Origin of the sequence: Micromonospora noduli, from assembly GCF_003264365.1 — a bacterium.
Lineage (GTDB): Bacteria > Actinomycetota > Actinomycetes > Mycobacteriales > Micromonosporaceae > Micromonospora > Micromonospora noduli.
In genome coordinates this window covers 77,208-96,229 of the sequence record NZ_PYAK01000016.1, presented here as the reverse complement: position 1 = coordinate 96,229, position 19,022 = coordinate 77,208, and the positions used below count along the sequence as shown (strand labels likewise).

General features: G+C 70.7%; 16 protein-coding genes. 5 read left to right on the top strand and 11 right to left on the bottom strand.

All coding sequences use genetic code 11. The annotated features are described in order from the left end of the window. Window positions 1-36 precede the first annotated feature (36 nt). Entirely contained in the window at window positions 37-672 is a 636-nt protein-coding gene (locus GUI43_RS15265) for a ferritin-like fold-containing protein (protein WP_225855318.1), read from the bottom strand. 344 nt (window positions 673-1,016) lie between these two features. Between GUI43_RS15265 and GUI43_RS15260 the strand changes: the two genes are divergently transcribed. Together GUI43_RS15260 and GUI43_RS15255 are read left to right on the top strand one after the other, a co-directional pair. After that, window positions 1,017-2,705, top strand: a complete 1,689-nt coding sequence (locus GUI43_RS15260; RefSeq protein WP_112584741.1) for a DEAD/DEAH box helicase — start codon at window positions 1,017-1,019, stop codon at window positions 2,703-2,705. 87 nt (window positions 2,706-2,792) lie between these two features. Then, the gene (locus GUI43_RS15255; protein ID WP_112584740.1) at window positions 2,793-3,947 is read left to right on the top strand and encodes a class I SAM-dependent methyltransferase; all 1,155 of its coding nucleotides are present in this window, start codon (window positions 2,793-2,795) and stop codon (window positions 3,945-3,947) included. Window positions 3,948-4,108: 161 nt separating this feature from the next. Here GUI43_RS15255 and GUI43_RS15250 read toward each other — a convergent pair whose 3' ends face one another. Further along, a complete protein-coding gene (locus tag GUI43_RS15250; RefSeq protein WP_112699102.1) occupies window positions 4,109-4,564 on the bottom strand; it encodes a hypothetical protein in 456 nt (151 codons plus the stop codon). Window positions 4,565-4,811: 247 nt separating this feature from the next. Between GUI43_RS15250 and GUI43_RS15245 the strand changes: the two genes are divergently transcribed. Then, a complete protein-coding gene (locus GUI43_RS15245; RefSeq protein WP_112699101.1) occupies window positions 4,812-5,228 on the top strand; it encodes a helix-turn-helix domain-containing protein in 417 nt (138 codons plus the stop codon). 113 nt (window positions 5,229-5,341) lie between these two features. Here the strand turns inward: GUI43_RS15245 and GUI43_RS15240 are convergent, their stop codons facing one another. The 7 genes from GUI43_RS15240 to GUI43_RS15210 form a co-directional block, all read right to left on the bottom strand. Further along, on the bottom strand, window positions 5,342-6,268 hold the full coding sequence (locus GUI43_RS15240) for a DUF8832 domain-containing protein (RefSeq protein WP_112699100.1): 927 nt from the start codon (window positions 6,266-6,268) through the stop codon (window positions 5,342-5,344). 201 nt (window positions 6,269-6,469) lie between these two features. Then, window positions 6,470-8,602 carry a DEAD/DEAH box helicase gene (locus GUI43_RS15235; RefSeq protein WP_112699099.1) on the bottom strand — a complete coding sequence of 711 codons (2,133 nt, stop codon included), beginning with the start codon at window positions 8,600-8,602 and terminating at the stop codon, window positions 6,470-6,472. 99 nt (window positions 8,603-8,701) lie between these two features. Continuing rightward, window positions 8,702-9,811, bottom strand: coding sequence for a branched-chain amino acid ABC transporter permease (locus tag GUI43_RS15230; RefSeq protein ID WP_112604044.1), 1,110 nt, complete (start codon window positions 9,809-9,811; stop codon window positions 8,702-8,704). Further along, on the bottom strand, window positions 9,808-10,698 hold the full coding sequence (locus GUI43_RS15225; RefSeq protein WP_112584735.1) for a branched-chain amino acid ABC transporter permease: 891 nt from the start codon (window positions 10,696-10,698) through the stop codon (window positions 9,808-9,810). Before GUI43_RS15225 ends, GUI43_RS15230 begins: the two co-directional genes overlap by 4 nt. Beyond that, window positions 10,698-11,477, bottom strand: coding sequence for an ABC transporter ATP-binding protein (locus GUI43_RS15220; protein WP_181518617.1), 780 nt, complete (start codon window positions 11,475-11,477; stop codon window positions 10,698-10,700). Before GUI43_RS15220 ends, GUI43_RS15225 begins: the two co-directional genes overlap by 1 nt. After that, window positions 11,477-12,220 (bottom strand): ABC transporter ATP-binding protein, encoded by a 744-nt coding sequence (locus GUI43_RS15215; RefSeq protein WP_112584733.1) that lies wholly within the window; start codon window positions 12,218-12,220, stop codon window positions 11,477-11,479. Before GUI43_RS15215 ends, GUI43_RS15220 begins: the two co-directional genes overlap by 1 nt. Window positions 12,221-12,222: 2 nt before the next feature. Then, entirely contained in the window at window positions 12,223-13,422 is a 1,200-nt protein-coding gene (locus GUI43_RS15210) for a substrate-binding domain-containing protein (protein ID WP_112699098.1), read from the bottom strand. Window positions 13,423-13,919: 497 nt separating this feature from the next. Here GUI43_RS15210 and tcmP point away from each other — a divergent pair, with 497 nt between their 5' ends. Further along, the gene (gene tcmP, locus GUI43_RS15205) at window positions 13,920-15,095 is read left to right on the top strand and encodes a three-Cys-motif partner protein TcmP (protein ID WP_112699097.1); all 1,176 of its coding nucleotides are present in this window, start codon (window positions 13,920-13,922) and stop codon (window positions 15,093-15,095) included. A gap of 24 nt (window positions 15,096-15,119) precedes the next feature. On the opposite strand, the gene GUI43_RS15200 is transcribed toward tcmP, so the two are convergent. Continuing rightward, window positions 15,120-15,875, bottom strand: coding sequence for a DUF5131 family protein (locus GUI43_RS15200; RefSeq protein WP_112699096.1), 756 nt, complete (start codon window positions 15,873-15,875; stop codon window positions 15,120-15,122). A gap of 521 nt (window positions 15,876-16,396) precedes the next feature. After that, window positions 16,397-17,518: a glycerophosphodiester phosphodiesterase gene (locus GUI43_RS15195; protein ID WP_112699095.1), complete on the bottom strand. Its 1,122-nt coding sequence runs from the start codon at window positions 17,516-17,518 to the stop codon at window positions 16,397-16,399. 139 nt (window positions 17,519-17,657) lie between these two features. On the opposite strand from GUI43_RS15195, the gene GUI43_RS15190 reads away from it, so the two are divergent. Continuing rightward, entirely contained in the window at window positions 17,658-18,992 is a 1,335-nt protein-coding gene (locus tag GUI43_RS15190) for a TrkH family potassium uptake protein (RefSeq protein WP_112699094.1), read from the top strand. The last annotated feature ends 30 nt before the right edge of the window (window positions 18,993-19,022 follow it).

Here is a 19,022-nt window from a genome sequence, read left to right as displayed (position 1 = left end):
TGCCGCAGGCCGGCACCGGCCGACCCGCCCGGGTGGTCAGTTGTTCAGCCCGGCGGCGGCCATCCGCGCCGTGTGCGCCGTGGTGAGCCTGCCGAACAGCCCTGGCACGTCGACCCGGCCGTCGCGCGCGATCAGCGCGGTGAGGGTGGCCCGCTCGGCGGCGACGCGGCCGGCCTGGGACAACGCCTCGCCGACCAGCCGGCGGGCCCACATCGAGAGTCGACCAGCCACCCGGGGGTCGTCGGCGACGGCCACCCGGATCTCCGCCGCGGCGAAATCCGCGTACCGGGAGTCGTGCAGGACGTCCAGCACCAGCGCCCGGTCCGGTTCCTCCAGCGCATCGGCGATTTCGCGAACGAAGTCGTCGGTGATCGCGTCGCCCACGTACGCCTTGGTGACCACTTCCGCCCAGTCCCGTGGCTCGGTCGAATCGTGGTACGCCTGCAACGGCTCGACATAGGGCGCCATCGCAACCTCCGGCGGTACGCCCAGCGCGGTGAGCCGGTCGGCGAGGCGCCGGTAGTTGGCAATCTCGGCCGCGGCCATCTCGTTCAGTGCGGCCCGGCGGCGCAGGTCAGGAGCGAGCCGGGCATCGCCCGCCATCCGCTCGAAGGCGAGCAGCTCACCGAAGGCGACCAGACCCAGCAGGTCGGCGTACGCGGAACCGGACACGAGCGGCAGGCTATCGCGCACCGGCCCTGGCGCGCGTCCCGCGCACCCCAGCGCAACTTCACGATCAAGGTCGACGGGATGGGCGGCGCGTAATTAGTGTGGCGTAGGTCACATTTACTTGCCCCGCGTGGCGAGTGGCCGACCGGGAATCGCGACGGGGACATGCCTGTTCAGGTAACATGGAGCAGTTGCCGTGGGCGCCGATCTGATCGAAGCTCAGCCCGCGGCGCGCGTGCGGCCCGGTCCGGCTCGGCAATCTGCCGCCGACCGTGTGGCCCGCGTCATACCGAACGCGCCCTGAGGACATGACGGGCGCACCCACGAGAGGGCACCCCCACATCCACATGAGCGACCTGACTCAAGATTTGCTGGACGGCCAGGAACTGGCCCCCACCGCCCCGGTTCGACCGGAGGCCCCCACGTTCGCCGCACTCGGCGCCCGCGCCGAGACCGTCGAGGCCCTGGCCTCGGCCGGCATCACCCGCGCCTTCGCCATCCAGGAGTACGCGATCCCGATCGCGCTGCGCGGCGTCGACCTGATCGGTCAGGCGCCCACCGGCACCGGCAAGACCCTCGGCTTCGGCGTACCGCTGCTCGACCGGGTCTTCGCCCCGGGCGAGGGCAGCGACGGTGTTCCCCAGGCGCTGGTTGTCGTCCCCACCCGTGAGCTGGGCATCCAGGTCGCCAAGGACCTGGCCGCCGCCGGCCGGACGCGTGGCGTCCGGGTGCTGCCGATCTACGGCGGCGTGGCCTACGAGCCGCAGATCGACGCGCTGCGCAAGGGCGTCGAGATTCTGGTCGGCACGCCTGGCCGACTGATGGACCTGCAGAAGCAGAAGCACCTCCGGCTCGACCGGGTGCACGCACTCGTCCTCGACGAGGCCGACCGGATGCTCGACCTGGGCTTCCTCGACGACGTCGAGAAGATCCTGGCGATGCTTCCGGAAGACCGGCAGACGATGCTCTTCTCGGCCACCATGCCGGACCCGATCGTCACCCTGTCGCGGCGCTTCCTGCGCCAGCCGATGACGATCCACGCCGGGCACACCGCCGAGACCGGCCCGTCGCCGCAGACGCAGCAGTTGGTCTACCGCACCCACTCGATGAACAAGGTCGAGGTGGTGGCGCGCATCCTCCAGGCGGAGGGGCGTGGGCTGACCATGATCTTCACGCGTACCAAGCGGGCCGCCGACCGGGTCGCCGAGGACCTCGACTTCCGCGGGTTCGCGGTCGCCGCGGTGCACGGTGACCTCGGCCAGGGCGCCCGCGAGCGGGCACTGCGGGCCTTCCGGGCCGGCAAGATCGACATCCTGGTCGCCACCGACGTGGCGGCCCGTGGGCTGGACGTCACCGGCGTCACCCACGTCATCAACTACGACTGCCCGGAAGACCAGGACACCTACACCCACCGGATCGGTCGTACCGGCCGGGCCGGCGCGACCGGTGTCGCGGTGACCTTCGTCGACTGGGACGACATGCCGCGCTGGCGGATCATCGACAAGACCCTCGGTCTGGAGATGCCGGAGCCGCCGGAGACGTACCACACGTCGCCGCACCTCTACACCGACCTGCACATCTCCACCGAGGTCAGCGGCACGCTGCCCACGGCCGAGCGCACCCGGGCCGGGCTGTCCGCCGAGATCGAAGAGGATCTGGGTGGGACGACCCGCTCCCGCCGGGGCGACAGTGGTGGTCGGGGCCCCCGACGCGGCGAGAGCCGTGGTGAGGGTCGCGGCGAGCGCCGTGGTCGGGGCGATGGCCGCCGCGACCGCTCCGACGCCGACACGCCGGCCGTCGCCGAGGCACCCGCGGCCGACGCCGCCGACGAAGGCACCCGTACCCCCCGCCGCCGGCGTCGTCGCCGGGCCGGCGAGGTGGTCGCGGCCGAGGCGACCGCAGTGATCTCCGCCGACGCCGGCCCCTCCGAGCCGGCCACCGCGTCCGACGGGGAGGCGTCCAAGCCGCGCCGCCGACGCCGCCGCCGTGGTGGCGGTTCCGGTGCGGACACGCCGGCCGAGGCGACCGCGGACTGACCACCAGCCACACCTGACATCCCCCGCACCGCCTCGCGCGGCGCGGGGGATTTCCCTTCTCCCACCCCACCTGCCGAAGATGGAACGATGCCGCAACCACTGGACGCCGCCCTGACCGAGGTTCGGGCGCTGCTGCTCGACCCCGCGCTGACCCGGGCGGTCGCCGCCGGACGTCGACGCGGTCGCCGCCCCACCGTTGACCGGGCCGAGCTGCGGCCGGTGCGGCTCAAGGCCGGGCCCCGGATGCAGATCACCACGTCCGACGGTGCGCGCCCCTACACCCGCAACCTCGCCTCCGGTCCGGAGGCCGCTGCGGCGATCGACGAACTGCTCGCCGAGCCGTTCGGCAACTGGCACGTCGAGACGGCCGACGCGACTCTCCAACTGCGGGTGACCAAGTCCGGCGAGGCGCAGGTGCACCGGGCCGCGGCGTCCCGCCCGGCGGCGACGCCCACCGGAAACGACCGGACGAAGGAATACCTGCTCGACCCCGGCGACCCGATCTTCGCGGAGATCGGCGGCTCGGCGGCCAAGCGCCGCCAGGTGGACGCGTTCCTGCGGGCCCTGGCCGCGACCCTGCCCGACGACCTGACCGGTCCGCTGCGGGTGGTCGACCTCGGCTGCGGCAACGCCTACCTGACGTTCGCCGCGTACCGCTACCTGACGAGTCGGGGGCTCGACGTCCAGCTGGTCGGCGTGGACGTCCGGGAGGACCAGCGGCGGCGCAACACCGAGCTGGCGCAGCGGCTGGGCTGGGCCGAGCAGATCAGCTTCGTGGCCGGGACGATCGCCGACGCCGTCGTCGACCCCGCCCCCGACCTGGTGCTGGCGCTGCACGCCTGCGACACCGCCACCGACGAGGCGCTGGCCCGCGCGGTGCGCTGGGAGGCCCGCTGGGTGCTGGCCGCGCCGTGCTGCCACCACGATCTGGCGAAGCAGCTCCGCGCCCACCCCGCCCCGGCCCCGTACGAGCTGCTGACCCGGCAGGGCATCCTGCGCGAGCGCTTCGCCGACGTGCTCACCGACGCGCTGCGCGCCGGGCTGCTGCGGGCGCACGGGTACCGGACCGAGGTGGTGGAGTTCGTGGACTCGCAGCACACCCCGCGTAACCTGCTGATCCGCGCCCGTCGCACCGGTGCCGAGGCAACCGAGCCGCAGCTCGCGGAGTACCGCGAGCTGGTGGACCAGTGGCAGGTCACTCCCCGGCTGGAGACCCTGCTGGCCACCGGAGAGGCGTCCTAGGGCCCGTTTCATAAGGGCGGTCGAGCCGAGGCGGAGTCCGGGCGGCGATCCGGCAAGGCGCGGTTTCGTCCGGATACCGGTGTTGTATCCGGACGAAACCGCAACGCCGCCGGTCGTCGTCCGGGCCTGCCGCAGGCCGGCCAGTTCTTATGAAACAGGCCCTAGCTCCTGGGTGGCTGGCGTCGGCGGTCCCGGCCACCGTTGCGCTCGCTGGCACCACGGTCGAGGACCGACACCCGGTCCACGGCGGGTCGCTGGGTGGCCCACTCACCGTCGCCCGGTGCGGTCGGGAATGGTACGACCTTGCCCCCGGTCTCGGCGTTGCCAGCCGCCGCGAAGGCGTTCCAGGAGATGTCGACCAGTAGCCTCTTCACTTCGGCGTGCCGGATGGCGGCGTTCTGTTGCAACGCCATCCGGGCGCCGAGCAGGACCGCGACGAGCGTGGTGGTGATGGTGCCGGTGGCGGCCAGCACCTGGAGACCGGTCGCGGAGTCGGTGCGGAGCACCAGGACCAGCAACCAGATCCAGAACGCGGCGGCGAAGACGCCGGCCTTGGCGACGAAGAAGAGGCTCACCGCACCGGGCTGGTACGGCTGGGGGCGGCTCGATTCGGCCATGGTGCTCCTCGGCGGTGGTCCGGTCGGAGGCGGCAGGCGACAGACGCGATGTCGGGACGGGCACCGAGCCTAGTAGAAGAACGATGAAGATCGCTCGATGCAATTTTCGTTCTGCACACACGCTTCCGGAGAAAGTCTCGTCCACGGGACAGTTTGTGCGGTCAGTCAATTGTTTCCGGCTCCTGGCGTACTACCCTCGGAAGGCGCATCGTCCCGGTGCTCCGGTGGGAGGGGAAGACACACAGGGATGGGATCCGCCGACGTATCACCGCAGATGGCCTTCGCCCGCTTCGTCCGGCGCGCCATCGATGACGCTCGCGACGAACGTGGCTGGACCGTGACTGATCTTGCCTCGCACACGGGCGTGGGTCGCTCCACCGTCTTCCGCTGGCTGGCCGGTGACTGGCAGGACTATCCCGAGTTGGCCAAGGTGCGCGGCTTCTGCGCCGCGCTGGATCTGCCGGTCGCCGCCGCGTTCCGCGCGCTCGGGCTGCCCGACGCCGGCCCCGTGCCCCGCCGCCGCCACGACGACGGCCCGGTCGAGGCCGACGTCCGGGCCATCCTGGACCGGCTGGCCGACCCCACGGTCCCCGCCGAGGAGAAGCACCACATCCGCGACCTGCTCCGCTACCTGGCCCGCCGCCCCATCCGCCGAGCCGGCTAAATCCCCGCCCCCGCTCCGCTCCCGTTGATCATGAAGTTATTGCCAAGACACGCCGCGGCGAGTGGCAATAACTTCATGATCAACGCAAGGAAGGTGGCGGAGGGCCGGTGCGCCTAGGGGACGGTCAGGGTGAATTCGGCGGTTCGGACTTCGGCGTTCACCTGGAAGTCGAGGTAGAGGCGGTAGCGGCCCGGGCCGGGGGTGGTCAACCAGAACCTGATCTGACCGTCCACCAACTCGGTTTCCGGGTGCACGTGCAGGTAGCCGAGGTCGCCCTCGCGCAACGCCACCAGGTGCCCGTACGCCCCGAGATAGCGCTCCAGCGGGGCTGCGCCGCCAGCACCGTCGACCCGGAAGGTCAGCGGCACTGTCGCCCCGACCTGCGGCGTGCCCTCGTAGCCGACGGTGAAGCCGTCCACGGTCGTCGAGGTGGTCGGCCCCGGCAGTGGACGGGGCCGATAGTCGCCGGGTGCTACCAGGTCCGTGCCGAGGGTGACCGCGGTCTGGGCGCCGTTGTCGGCGACCACTGTGAAATCGGCGTACGCGCGCCAGAGGCCGGGCTGTGCGAGGGTCAACGGCACCGACCAGGTGCCGTCCGCCGCCATGGTCGGGTGCAGATGCTGGTAACCGGTCAGGTCCCGCCGGACGACGATGAGGTGCATCGGCTTGTCGTGCACGATGGCGAACCGGGTCACCGGCCGGCGCTGCGCGTCGCGCACCTGGAAGCGGAGCTGACCGGGGCGACCCGCCGCGAACTCGGTGGCCAGGGGCACCACTGTGAACCCGGCCGAGCTGACCGCCAGACCGCCCGGCTCGGTGGCCGCGCCCTGATCGGTGGTGGTGGCACTGCCGTGGTTGTGCGGCGCGACGCCCGGTGGGTCGGTGTGCTCGGCGGCCAACGACGGGCTGCCGGTGACGGCACCGTTGTCGTTCAGCCGGCCGAGCCCGAAGCCGAGCAGCACCGCCAGCACCAGCCCGCCGACCACCAGCGCCAGCCTGATAGTGCTCCGGTCCGGCTCGGCGGGGCCCTGGTCAGTCACGACCGACGCCCAGCGCCTGACCGGCCTCGCCGTCGGCGGTCGGGTCCGTGCCGGCGCACGCGCGGCGGACGGGCTGCTGGTCGGTCATGCCGCCCACGGTACCGCCGCGTCCGGCCGCGTCAGGCCGACGCCCGGACAGCGTGGCGACGGTCGCATTCCACACCGCCCGGGAACTTTCCCACCCAACCGGACGGCAGCGGGTCAGCCGGCCACGGCGAGGGCGAGCGGGAGCACGTCGGTCGCGCCGGCACGGCGTAGGGCCCGGGCCACCAGCGTCATCGTCCAGCCCGAGTCGATCAGGTCGTCGACGAGCAGCACCGGGCCGTCCAGCCCGGCCAGGGCGTCGGCCAGGTCGGTCGGCACTGTGAAGGCGTCGTGCAGCGCGCGTACCCGTTGGGCGCTGTTGCCGCGCGGCCCGGCCGGGCCGTCGGGGCCGGCCGCGGTGACCTCGCCGAGCAGCGGCAGCCGGCCCACTGTGGCGATCCGCTCCGCCAGCGAGCCGAGCAGCCGGGGCCGCCGCCGGGAACCGACAGCGACCACCGCCACCGGCCGACGGGGCCACGGGGCGTCGCCGTGCGCCCACGCCTTCAGCACCTCCACGACCGCGCCGGCGACGTCGTCGGGCACCGGCGCGTCGGGCGCTTCCGGGCCGACGAGAGCACGCAGCCGGCCACCCCAGCCCAGGTCGGAGAGGCGCCCGACGGCCCGACCCGGCAGCGCCTGGTCCGCGGGGGCGATCCGGCCCTTGAGGGGTACGCCCACCGCGTCGAGCCCGGTCGGCCAGAGCTTCTTCGGCGCGATCTCCACGCCGGGTCGACCCAGGAAGGTCTGCGCGGCGGCGAGCGCGGCCGTCGACACGTCTGCGGCGAAGAGTGGGTCGGCGCACCTGTCGCATCGGCCGCAGTCAGCCGCCTCGGTGTCGTCCAGGCGTTCCCGTAGATACCGCATCCGGCAGTCGGACGTCGTCGCGTACTCCCGCATGGCCTGTTGCTCGACGGTGCGCGCCTCGGCGACGCGGCGCAACCGGGCCTCGTCGTAGACCCACGGCTCGCCGGTGGCGAGCCAACCACCGCGCACCCGGCGGACCGCGCCGTCCACGTCGAGCACCTTGAGCATCAGCTCCAACCGGGCCCGGCGCAGGTCGACGAGGGGTTCGAGCGCCTGGGTGGAGAGCGGGCGGTCGGTGTGCAGGGCGGCCAGCACGGCCCGGACCTGCTGCTCCGGTGGGAACGCGAGCGAGGCGAAGTAACGCCAGATCGCGGCGTCCTCGACGCCGGGCAGCAGCAGCACCTCGGCGTGCTCGACGGCGCGGCCCGCGCGGCCGACCTGCTGGTAGTACGCGATCGGCGAGGGTGGCGCGCCGAGGTGGACGACGAAGCCCAGGTCGGGCTTGTCGAAGCCCATGCCGAGGGCGCTGGTGGCGACCAATGCCTTGATCTTGTTGTCGAGCAGGTCCTGTTCGGCGGCCCGGCGGTCGGCGTCGTCGGACTGCCCGCTGTACGAGGCGACCGGGTAGCCCCGGGAGCGCAGGAACTCGGCCGTCTCCCCCGCTGCCGCCACGGTCAGCGTGTAGACGATGCCCGAGCCGGGCAGCTGGTCCAGGTGGTCGGCGAGCCAGGCCAGCCGGTGCGCCGGGCTGGGCAGGTCGAGCACCCCGAGGCGCAGCGACTCGCGGTCCAGGGTGCCGCGCAGGATGAGGGCATCGCCCAGCTGCTCGGCGACATCCTGGGTGACCCGGGCGTTGGCGGTGGCGGTGGTCGCCAGCACAGGGGTGCGCTCGGGCAGCTCGGCGAGGAACGTCCGCAGCCGCCGGTAGTCCGGTCGGAAGTCGTGCCCCCAGTCGGAGACGCAGTGCGCCTCGTCGACCACCAGCAGGCCGGTGGTGGCGGCCAACTTCGGCAGGACGCCGTCGCGGAAATCCGGGTTGTTGAGGCGTTCCGGGCTGATCAGCAGCACGTCCACCGCGCCGGTCTGGATCTCGGCGGTGATCTCGTCCCACTCGTCGAGGTTCGCCGAGTTGATCGTGCGGGCCCGGATGCCGGCCCGCGCGGCGGCCTCGACCTGGTTGCGCATCAACGCCAGCAGCGGCGAGACGATGACGGTCGGCCCGGCCTGGTGGCCCTGCTCGCGGTCCCGGAGCAGTGCGGTGGCCACGAAGTAAACAGCCGACTTGCCCCAACCGGTGCGCTGGACGCAGAGCACCCGCCGCCGGTCGACGACCAGCGCCTCAATGGCGCGCCACTGATCCTCGCGCAGCCGGGCGTGGTCACCGGCCAGCCGGCGCAGCACCGCCTCGGCCCGTTCCCGTACCGCTGCCCGCTCTGCTGTCTCCACCCGGCATTTCTACCAGCGCCGTCCGTCATCCCCCTGTTGATCAAGAGGTTTGCGTCATCATTCGGCCGGATTCCGACGCAAACCTCTTGATCAACGCGGTCAGCGGCGTCGTGGGGGGCGGAGGGCTCGGGTCAGGTGGGTCAGGCGGGGGGCCAGGCTGGTCAGGCCTCCGGGGAAGAAGTAGACGGCCAGGATGAAGACCGTGCCCAGGACGAACAGCGGCTGGCTCAGCGGACGGCTGAGGACGGCCGGCAGGTTGTCCACCGCGTCACTCGTGCCGAAGGCGGTGAGCCGGTGATCCAGGTACATGTAGAGGACACCACCGAGCACCGGACCCCACCGGGTGCCCGGCCCGCCGAGCACCACCATGACCAGCAGCGACAGGGTCAGCTCGGAGGACGTGATGTGCGGTGAGGCGCCGCCGACGATCAGGACGTAGACCACCCCGCCCGCCGACGCCAAGCCGCCGGCCAGGGTGAACGCCACCAGCTTGTAGCGGTACGGGTCCAACCCGAGCACACCGATCCGCCGCTCGTCGTCGCGCAGCCCGGCGAGCACCCGACCGGTCGGTGACCCGCTCACCCGGTGCACCACGAAGACCACCAGGGTCAGGTACGCCAGCGCCAACCAGTAGAGGTTGACCGTGTTGGTCACCCCCACCAGCCCGGCGGGCAGCCCCGACACGTCCAGCGGCAGGCCCTCCTCGCCACCGGTGAGCCCGCCGAAGTCCCGGGCCACCAGGATCGCGCCCACCTGGGCGAAGGCCAGCGTGACCATGGCGAACGCGATGCCCACCGTCCGCAGCGCCACCGCGCCGAGCAGCGCGGCGAGGATGGTGCCGCCGGTGACGGTCAGCAGCGCCGCCTGCCACAGCGGCAGACCCGCCCGGGTGACCAGGATGTCGGTGCCGTAGACACCGGCGGCGAAGTACAGCGCGTGCCCGAAGGAGAGCATCCCGGTCCGGCCGAAGAGCAGGTCGTACCCGGCCGCCAGCCCGCCGAAGATCAGGCAGATGGCGAGCAGTTGCAGGGTGCCGGGTGAGTTGACCGGCCCCTCGAAGATCCCCGGCAGGGAGATCGTCGAGTACGGCAGGATCGCCAGCACGACCAGTGCGACCAGCGGCAGGAACGGGCGGACCCGGTGCCACCGCCCCCGCTGCGGGCTCAGTTCGTCGGGCACCTGTGCGCGAGGCGCGTCGATCACCGTCATGCCGTTGCCACCTTTCCGGCGATGCCCTGCGGGCGCAGCAGCAGCACCACAGCCAGCAGCCCGACCACGCAGATGTCGCCCAGCCCGGACGTGCCGTAGTAGTTGACGAACTGCTGCACCAGCCCGACCACGACCGCCGCGTACGCGGAGCCGACCACCGAGCCCATTCCGCCGATCACCACCACGATGAACGCGAAGATCAGCAGCGAGCCGCCCTGCCCGGGCGAGACGGTGCCGAAGTAGACCCCGCCGAGCGCGCCGGCGAGCGCGGCGGCCGCCCCACCGATCGCGAAGACCAGCGTGAACGCCTTGCGGACGTCGATGCCCAGCGCGGTCACCATCTCCCGGTTCTCCACCCCGGCCCGGATCACCAGGCCGTACCGGGTCCACCGCAGGAACGCCAGGATCGCGCCGAGCACCAGCACCGCCGCGATGATCAGCAGCAGGCCACCGTTCGGCACCTGCGCGCCGAAGATCCCGGTCACCTGCCGGGTCCAGTCCGGACGCGGGAACGGCCGGGCGTCCGCACCCCAGGTGGCCTGGAGCAACGCCACCCCGGCCAGCGACAGCCCGACGGTGACCAGCACCTGTTCGATGGTGCGGGAGTACAGCGGGCGGATCAGCACCAGCTCGACCAGGATCGCGACCAGCGTGCCGGCGGCCACCCCGAAGGCGACAGCCAACACGAAGCCGAACCCGTCCGGGCCGGCGCCCGGCAGGTTGCCCGCCGCCCACCAGGTGCCGTACGCGCCGACGCCGAGGAACAGCCCGTGCGCGAAGTTGAGCACGTCGGCCAGGCCGAAGACCAGGGACAGGCCGGAGGCGACCAGGAAGTACAGCGCGGCCAGACCGAGCCCGGTCAACGCCAACAGGATCACGGTGCCCATCAGAGCTGGTCCTCCCTCGCGGCTGCGGGGCTCGCAAGCTCACTCCTCGCGCTCGGCGTGGCCACCTCCGCCGAGCCGACACCGAGCAGCGACTTCGTCAACGCGGTCTCCAACAGCAACTCGTGGGCGTCGCCGGTCCAGGCCACCTTGCCGGCTGCCAGCACGACCGCGTCGCGGGCCAGTCGGCGTACGACGGCCAGGTTCTGCTCGACCAGCAGCACCGGCACCGACTCCGCGACCCGTTCCAACACCTCGGCCACCTCGGTCACCACCTTCGGCGCCAACCCCTTGGTCGGCTCGTCGACGAGCAGCAGCCGGTTGTCGTTGAGCAGCACCCGACCGATGGCGAGCATCTGCTGCTGCCCGCCGGAGAGCGAACCGGCCCGTTGCCGTCCGCGCCGGTCCAGCTCCGGAAAGAGCGCGAAGACCTTGTCGTACGCCGGGGTGGTGCCCCGCCGCTCGGCGAGCCGCAGGTTCTCCGCGACGGTGAGCCCGGCGAACACGCAGCGGTCCTCGGGCACGTAGCCGAGCCCACCGCGGACCAGCCGGTGCGTCGGCCGGGCCAGCAGGCTCTGCGCGCCCATCCGGATGGTGCCGCGGACCTCCCCGGCGGGCGGGGTGAGGCCGACGATCGCGCGCAGCGTGGTGGTCTTGCCGACACCGTTGCGACCGAGCAGGACTGTCACACCGGTCGGGGCGACAGTGAAGGACACCCCCTGGAGGATGTGCAGCCCGGAGATCCGGACCGACAGCTCCTCCACACTGAGGATCGGTTCCATCAGAGCGACTCCCCCAGGTAGGCCTCTTGCACTGTGGGGTTGGCCATCACCGTCTCCGGGGTGTCGCAGGCCAGCAGCGCGCCGTGGTGCATGACGGCGATGCGGTCGGCCAGTTCCAGGATGACGTCCATGTGGTGCTCGACCATCAGCACCGCCCGGCCGCTGTCGCCGGTCAACGACTTGATGACGGCGACCAGCTCCGGCACGTCCTCGGCGCTGACCCCGGCCATCGGCTCGTCCAGCAGCATCACCCGCGGTTCACCGGCGAGCAGCAGGGCGATCTCCAGTTTGCGCTTCTCGCCGTGGGCCAGGGTGCCGGCGAGGGCCGTACCCCGGTGGGCGAGGCCGACCCGGTCGAGCGCCGCGTCGGCGGCGGCGGCGACCTCCCGGTCGGCCGCCGCCCGCCGCCACAGCGCCATCGAGCCCCCGCGGTGCGCCTGCACGGCGAGCCGGACGTTCTCCCGCACGCTGAGCGAGCCGAAGACCGAGGACGCCTGGAAGGTACGGCCCAGACCGAGGCGGGCCCGCCGGTGCGGCGGAAGCGCGCCAATGTCCTGCCCGTCCAGAACGATCCGGCCCTCGGTGGCCCGGCGCAGACCGGTGATCAGGTTGAACAGTGAGGTCTTACCGGCGCCGTTGGGCCCGATGACGCCCAGGAACTCCCCGGGCGCCAGATCGAGGTAGACGCTGTCGACGATGGCGACCTCACCGATCCGCCAGGTCAGACCGCGGGTGGCGAGCATGGTCAGCCCTTCATGGCCACGGCCGGCGGCGCGGTCTCGTCACCGGTGAGGCTCTTCTGCGCGGTAGCGGTGAACGCAGTGCCGCTGCCGGTCAGCTTGGCCTGGAACATCGGCTGGAGCAGCGCGTGGTCGGCGGCCCGGATGGTCATCTTGCCCTTGACCCCGTCGAAGCTCCAGCCCTCCAGGGCGGTGACCATCTTGTCGACGTCGTCCCCACCCTCCTGCGCGGCCCGGACCACCATCTGCGCGGCGGCGAAGCCGTCCGGGTGGAACAGGTCAATGGTGTTGACCTTGGCCTTCAGCGCCTTGCTGGCCTCGGTGTCGCTGGCACCGTCGAAGTAGTGCGACAGGAAGGAGATCTTCGCGCCGGCAGCACCGAAGGTCGGCCACGAGGCGCGGATGTCCAGGCCGGTGACGACAGTGGTGGACGAGAGAACGCCCTGCTGGTCGAGGGTCTGCCACATGGCCGGGGCGGTAGTGCCCGCCCACGCCACGAAGAGCAGGTCCGGCTTGGCGGCCTTGATCTGGCTGGCGAACGGGGTGAACTCGGTGGCACTGGCCGGGGCCCGCACGCTGCTCACTGTCGCGCCCGCACTGCCGATGACGGCCTTGACGGCCGCCTCGTTGGCGTCACCGAACGCACCGTCCTGGGCGAAGACCACTACCTTCTTGCCGGTGGGGTCCCCGATGAACGACTTGGCGGTCACCACATCCTGGTAGGACTGCCGACCGGAGCGGAAGGTGTACTTGTTCGCGCCGGTCACCGCGTCCGTGGCGGCCGGGCCGGAGATGAACAGCACCTTGTTCTGCGCCGCGATCGGCGCCACCTGGAGCGCCACACCAGAGGCGGTGGAGCCAGCAATGATCTTCGTGCCCTTGCCGATCAGGTCCTTCGCCGCGGAGACCGCCTTGGCCGGGTCGCCCGCGTCGTCGACCTCGGTCAGCTCGATCTTCCGGTCACCGACCTTGCCGGTGCCCTGGGTGGCGAAGTCCAACCCCGCCTTGAACCCCTCGATGTACTGCTTTCCATAGCTGGCCAGGGCTCCCGACTGGGAGTACACCAGGCCGACCTTGACCGGCGCGGCACTGTCGCCGCCGCCGGTGGCGGTGTCCTGCGGGCTGCCACAGGCCGTGGCGGCCAGCGCCGCGGCCATCATCGTGGCGGCGGAGAGGAACGCCCGCCGCGTCGTCCGGACCGTCATTGCGACTCCACATGAGGACTCAGAGGGAGAGAACTTCTTCGTGACGGCTCACGCTAGAAGTGACGTCACCCACGAGCTATGTGGCGGAAACACACAAGTAACAAGAGAGGGATGGTCCGCCGTACCAATCCATGGCGTCGTTTGTGTGAAGGCCGGGTGCCGGATGGGCAAACTCCCCACCGCGCCGGCAAGCGCTGTGTCGGCGCCCACCACCGACGGTCACCGCCGCCGCGCCGAGGCACCTACGTGGCCGAACGACCCGGCCGGTAGAGCCCCGCCACCACGACGGCTCGACCGCGTCGAGATCCTCCCAGCGCTGCGCCGGTGTCAGATCATGGACCGAGGGCTGCGCAGCAATGAACCACCGGCAGCCATCGGCGCTGCTCGCTGGGGTTCCGATGTTCACATCCGCTCCGCATGGCGTCCTTGCGGGCAGCAGGCCCGACAACGCAGCGCTACCTTCTCATGACCAGAAGTGAGCGATGCGGGGAGGGCCGTTGTCCAACAACGACGAATTTTTCCGGTCGAAGAAGGCGGCGGCCGTGCTGAAGCACGGCATCCTCAAGCGCTACCCCGTGGTGTTCGCCTCCAAGACAGGGCAGGGGAACCCGATCGTCTTCCTCGACGGCTACGCCGGCAGAGGCGAGTACGAAGGCGGAGAGCCCGGATCTCCACTGCTGCTGTCCCGGTGCGCCGAGTTCGTCCAAGGCTTCCGCGACGTGCTCGCGTTCTTCGTCGAGCAGGATCCGGACAACTACGCGAACCTGGAGCAGGTGCTCCGTGACAAGGGCGGGGCGGTTCGGCGTGAACTTCGCCAGGGCACCCTCGACCAGCACCTGCCCGAGGTGCTGGCCCGAGCCAAGGGCGCCTCGCTCTTCGCCTTTCTCGATCCCTTCGGTCCGGCTCTCGACTTCGATCTGATCCGGACACGGCTGCTCGGGCGCCCGAGCTGGCCGCCGACCGAAGTACTGCTGCATTTCAGCGTCTCCACCGTGGCTCGGATGGGACGTGCCGTCCACGTCGCCGAGCATCGATCGGGTGGGCTGTCGGAGAGCGACCGGAGGACCGCCGCACGATTGGATCGGTTCCTGGGTGGCGGCTGGTGGCGCAGCTATTTCGCCAAGGTGTCGGACGCGGGCGATGACCAGCGTGCCACGGACGTCGCACTCCGGGTTGCGGACAGGTACGCCCGAGATCTCACCCAGGGGTCCGACTACCAGGCGGTGCAGATGCCAGTGCGCCCACGTCCTGGTCTCGCCCCGAAGTACGTCCTCGCCCTGTTCACCACCCATGGCGAAGGTGCCTGGCATTTCGCCGACACCCTCGGCAAGGCTGGCGTCGAATGGGAGGAGGCGTGGGTCCGGGAACAGATCCGCCGGGGCGACCACGTGGCGGAGACGTTGTTCGGCGACGGTCCCGTCTTCGACGCCGAGCAGTACAAGGCCGAGAACGCCCCTCGCTGGTCAGGTGCGATCGAGCGGAACATCGTCAAGCTGCTCGAACAAAACTCTACGATCAAGATCGTCGACCTCGTGCCGGAGATCTACGGTGAGTTGCTCGGGCATGCCTGGGCACCACATGTACGACAGGCCGTCAAGTCGCTGCATCGGCAGGGCCGGATCAGCAGCCCCGGCACGGGTGACTTCTGGAAGGAAGTCCTCTGGCGACCTTGAGCCGGCGCCCCACTCGCGGCAGCCTTATGCCTGCACGAGTAGGCGTGGGACCGGCATCTCGTCCCAGGTCCGACCGTCGAGGTGCCGGCCGCCAACCTTCGGCGTACGCCCGCCCCACTGTTTGAAGAAGAACGCGGTACCCGCAGCCGCGCACTGATCCCGGAGGTCGCGCGCCCAGGCCGGATCCATCGGGCGGCAGCCCTGCCCCGACTCGCCCCCCGCGATCAGCCAGTCGATGCCGTCGAGATCCAAGTCGGCCAGTGGCCCCAGCAGCGGCTCAGCCGATATGAAACGTACCGCAGCCGGCACCTCGCGGAGCTGGGCGACCCGCTCCCGCTGAGTGTGGTCTTCGACGCTCACGCCCATCCAGACGTTCGCCGGCCAGTCGATCTGATGGGCGACCTTCGCCAGCCTTGAGGCGCGCTTGGTGAGCACCTGGAAGGTGTGCCTCGGGGTCTCGCGCATGACGGCGAACACCTGTTGCACATAGGTGAGAGGAACCCGAGCGTGGAACAGGTCCGACATGGAGTTGACGAAGACGGTCCGTGGGTCACGCCAGCGACGAGGAACATCGAGGGCATCAGGGTGCAGGGCGACGCCGAAACCCGGGCCGGAGGTGCGGGGGTCTCCGTCCGTCTGGTACTTGATCGAGCCCATCGCCTTGAGCCGCTTGGCCAGAGTCATCGCATAGCAGTTGTCGCAGCCCGACGAGATGCGGTCACAACCGGTGGTGGGGTTCCAGGTTGCTTCCGTCCACTCGATGGCGCTTTTGTCCGCCATGCGCCCTCCTTCTACTCGTCGGGCCAATACTGTCGAACAACCGTACGCATGGGAAGGGTTGCGGGGCGTGTCGGCCCGCCATCTTCGCTGTCTACGATGCCGCTGGCCTTGCGTCGGCATAGGCGCATGCCACCAACACTCCCTGACAGGCCGATCCGGACCTCTGCGGAAATCGTGCGGGTCGCACGTCGGGGGCGGTCGAAGATCGCCACAACATCCCTGATATTGCTGCCTCAACTCGCACCGAGGCAGCAACTTCCCCGAAGTTGCTGCCTCAAGGCCGTCCCGACGCGGGCGTGGGTGCCAGATTCGTTTACGGCATCAGCTCCAAAGCGTCTGTTTAGGTAACGCCGAGTGCCCGGGAGGGCGAGGTCGGACGTGCCGCTGGCCCGCCGTCCGGGTGGGGGACGACGGGCCAGCGTCTGGGCCGGGCGTGATCGGCCCAGCGGTCGGCTCGGAGCGGATCAACTCCTAGCCGAGGTCAACCGGGGCGGGGACACCCGCCGAAGCGCGGATGGGTGTCAGCGCGTGGCGAGGCCGGCGAGGGCGGCGACGGCAGTGTCCGGGTGGTCGCTGAAGACACCGTCGAGGCCCAGGCCAAGGAAGAGTTCGTACTCGGCGGTGATGTCGCCGCGCGCGTTCGGGTCGGCGCCGATCCGGAAGTCCGCCGGGAGGAACTGGTTCTCGGCGCGGAACGTCCAGGAGTGCACGAGCAGGTGCTCCCGGTGCGCGTCGCGTACCACTGTGGTCGGGGCGAGCAGGGCGCCGGCGGCGTTCCGGGGGACGATCAGGTTCTTGTTCACGCCGATGCCGTCGGCGTATCCGGCGATCCACTTCAACCCGGCCGGCGTGACCAGATCCTGGTAGGTGCGGGCGTCGCCGGCGACGGTGAAGTCGTACGGGCGGCCGGTCGCGTCGAGCAGTTGGACCAGCTTCACGTCGGTCAGGCGGCTCAGGCGGCGCAGATTGGCCGTCTCGAACGACTGGATGAAGACCGGCGAGTTCTTCCGGTCCAACTTGTTCTGCCGCAGCACCCGCAGCAGGGGCTCCTCCAACGGCAGTTTGATCGAGGCGAAGTAGCTCGGGTGCTTGGTCTCCGGGTAGATGCCGATGGTGCGGCCCCGTGCCCGCCCCTCGGTCCGGGCAAGGTCGATGACTTCCTGGAGGGTGGGCACCTCGAAGCGGCCGTCGAAGGCGGTGTTCGCCACGCGTACCTGCGGCAGCCGCTCCTTGGCCCGCAGCGTCTTCAGCTCGGCGAGGGTGAAGTCCTCGGTGAACCACCCGGTCACCGCGACACCGTCGATGGTCTTCGTCGCCTTGCGGGCCGCGAACTCCGGGTGGGTCGACACGTCGGTGGTGCCGGAGATCTCGTTCTCGTGCCGGGCGACCAGCACGCCGTCGGAGGTGGAGACCAGGTCCGGCTCGATGTAGTCGGCGCCCATCCGGATCGCCAACCGGTACGCCTCTAGCGTGTGCTCCGGCCGGTAGCCGCTGGCGCCACGGTGACCGATCACGATTGGTCGGTCGTTGGCCCGGGAGCGGTCCGCGTTGGCCGTTGGTTCGGCCGCGGCCACGGCCGGCAGGGCCACGGCGGCGGCGAGCAGAGCGCTGGCCACGCCGAGGGTCGAAAGGGTACGTCGCAACGCCGTCTCCTGTCATCGATGGTCCGGGTAAGCAGACCGCCCGTGATTTGCCAGGAGTTGGTCGATGGCTGGCCGACAGATGAATCTCCGGAATGCCCGTTCCCACTCCAGGACTGTGGGCGGACAGGAAGATTGTCTGGTGCGCCGGTTTTTCCGCAATCCCGTGCGGCTGGTGCCGTTCGCGTTCCTGGTGCCGATCCTGCTTGGCACCGGGTTGCTCATGACGCGCTGGGCGACCACCGAACACGTACGCCCACCCGTGGTCACGGCGCTCTTCACCGCCACCTCGGCCGTGTCGGTCACCGGCATGGCCATCACCGACACGCCGAACTACTGGTCCGGCGCTGGACTGGTGGTGATCACCCTGCTCACCCAGCTCGGCGGCCTCGGCATCCTCACCGTCGCGGCATTGGTCATCCTGGTGGTCTCCAGTCAGCTCGGGCTGCGTAACCGGTTGCTGGTGCAGGCCGAGACGGGGGAGTTCGGCATCGGCGACGTGGGTCGGTTGCTCCGCCGGATCGCGCTGACGGTCTTCGCCTGCGAGGCGGTGATGACAGTGCTCGTCGCCGGTCGGCTCTGGCTGACCTACGACTACCCCTTCGGGCAGGCCCTCTGGTCGGGCGTCTTCCACGCCGTGCAGGCGTTCAACAACGGTGGCTTCGCGCTCTACACCGAGGGCCTGCTGGCCTTCAGCCGTGACCCGTGGGTGTCGCTGCCCCTGGCGATCGGCGCGATCATCGGCGGTCTCGGGTTTCCCGCGCTCTTCGAGGCGGTCCGCGAGTGGCGGCAGCCCACCCGCTGGGCGGTGGCGACGAAGTTGACCATCTGGGGCAGCGCGGTGCTGCTGCTGGTCGGCTTCGCTGGTCTGCTCGCCGCCGAGTGGACCAACGCGAGCACGATCGGCCAGTACGACGTACCCGGGAAGGTCCTCGCGTCGTTCACCCAGATCGCGCTGAGCCGCACCGGCGGCTACAGCGTCGTGAACATCGCCGCTCTCCAGGAGGAGAGCTATCCCCTGCTGATCGTGCTGATGTTCATCGGCGGCGGCAGCGCCAGCACGGCCGGTGGCATCAAGGTCTCCACGTTCTTCCTGCTGGCGTTCACCATCTGGGCGGAGCTGCGGGGCGAACCCGACGTGACGATCGGGCACCGGCGGGTGGCGACCGCCAGCCAGCGACAGGCCCTCACCGTGGCGCTGCTCAGCGTCGCGTTGGTGACGGCCGGGACCATGCTGTTGCTGCTGCTCACCGAGGGCGTCCGCTTCGTCGCGGCCCTGTTCGAGATCACCTCGGCGTTCAGCACCACAGGTCTGACCATCGGTCTGGCCGCCGAACTGCCGGCCGGCGGCCAACTGGTGCTGACCGTGCTGATGTTCATCGGTCGGGTCGGGACGCTCACCCTGGGGTCGGCGATCGCCCTGAACACCCGACGCCGGCTCTACCGCTATCCCCAGGAGCAACCCATTGTCGGCTAGGGCGTGTTTCGGAAGTGTCGGCCGACCCAC

Bases quoted from the DNA above. Each gene is read 5' to 3' on its own strand.
- GUI43_RS15260 (WP_112584741.1), top strand. From the start codon at position 1,017: ATGAGCGACCTGACTCAAGATTTGCTGGACGGCCAGGAACTGGCCCCC.
- GUI43_RS15245 (WP_112699101.1), top strand. From the start codon at position 4,812: ATGGGATCCGCCGACGTATCACCGCAGATGGCCTTCGCCCGCTTCGTC.
- GUI43_RS15255 (WP_112584740.1), top strand. From the start codon at position 2,793: ATGCCGCAACCACTGGACGCCGCCCTGACCGAGGTTCGGGCGCTGCTG.
- GUI43_RS15230 (WP_112604044.1), bottom strand. From the start codon at position 9,811: ATGACGGTGATCGACGCGCCTCGCGCACAGGTGCCCGACGAACTGAGC.
- GUI43_RS15220 (WP_181518617.1), bottom strand. From the start codon at position 11,477: ATGGAACCGATCCTCAGTGTGGAGGAGCTGTCGGTCCGGATCTCCGGG.
- GUI43_RS15225 (WP_112584735.1), bottom strand. From the start codon at position 10,698: ATGGGCACCGTGATCCTGTTGGCGTTGACCGGGCTCGGTCTGGCCGCG.
- GUI43_RS15250 (WP_112699102.1), bottom strand. From the start codon at position 4,564: ATGGCCGAATCGAGCCGCCCCCAGCCGTACCAGCCCGGTGCGGTGAGC.
- GUI43_RS15200 (WP_112699096.1), bottom strand. From the start codon at position 15,875: ATGGCGGACAAAAGCGCCATCGAGTGGACGGAAGCAACCTGGAACCCC.
- GUI43_RS15210 (WP_112699098.1), bottom strand. From the start codon at position 13,422: ATGACGGTCCGGACGACGCGGCGGGCGTTCCTCTCCGCCGCCACGATG.
- GUI43_RS15215 (WP_112584733.1), bottom strand. From the start codon at position 12,220: ATGCTCGCCACCCGCGGTCTGACCTGGCGGATCGGTGAGGTCGCCATC.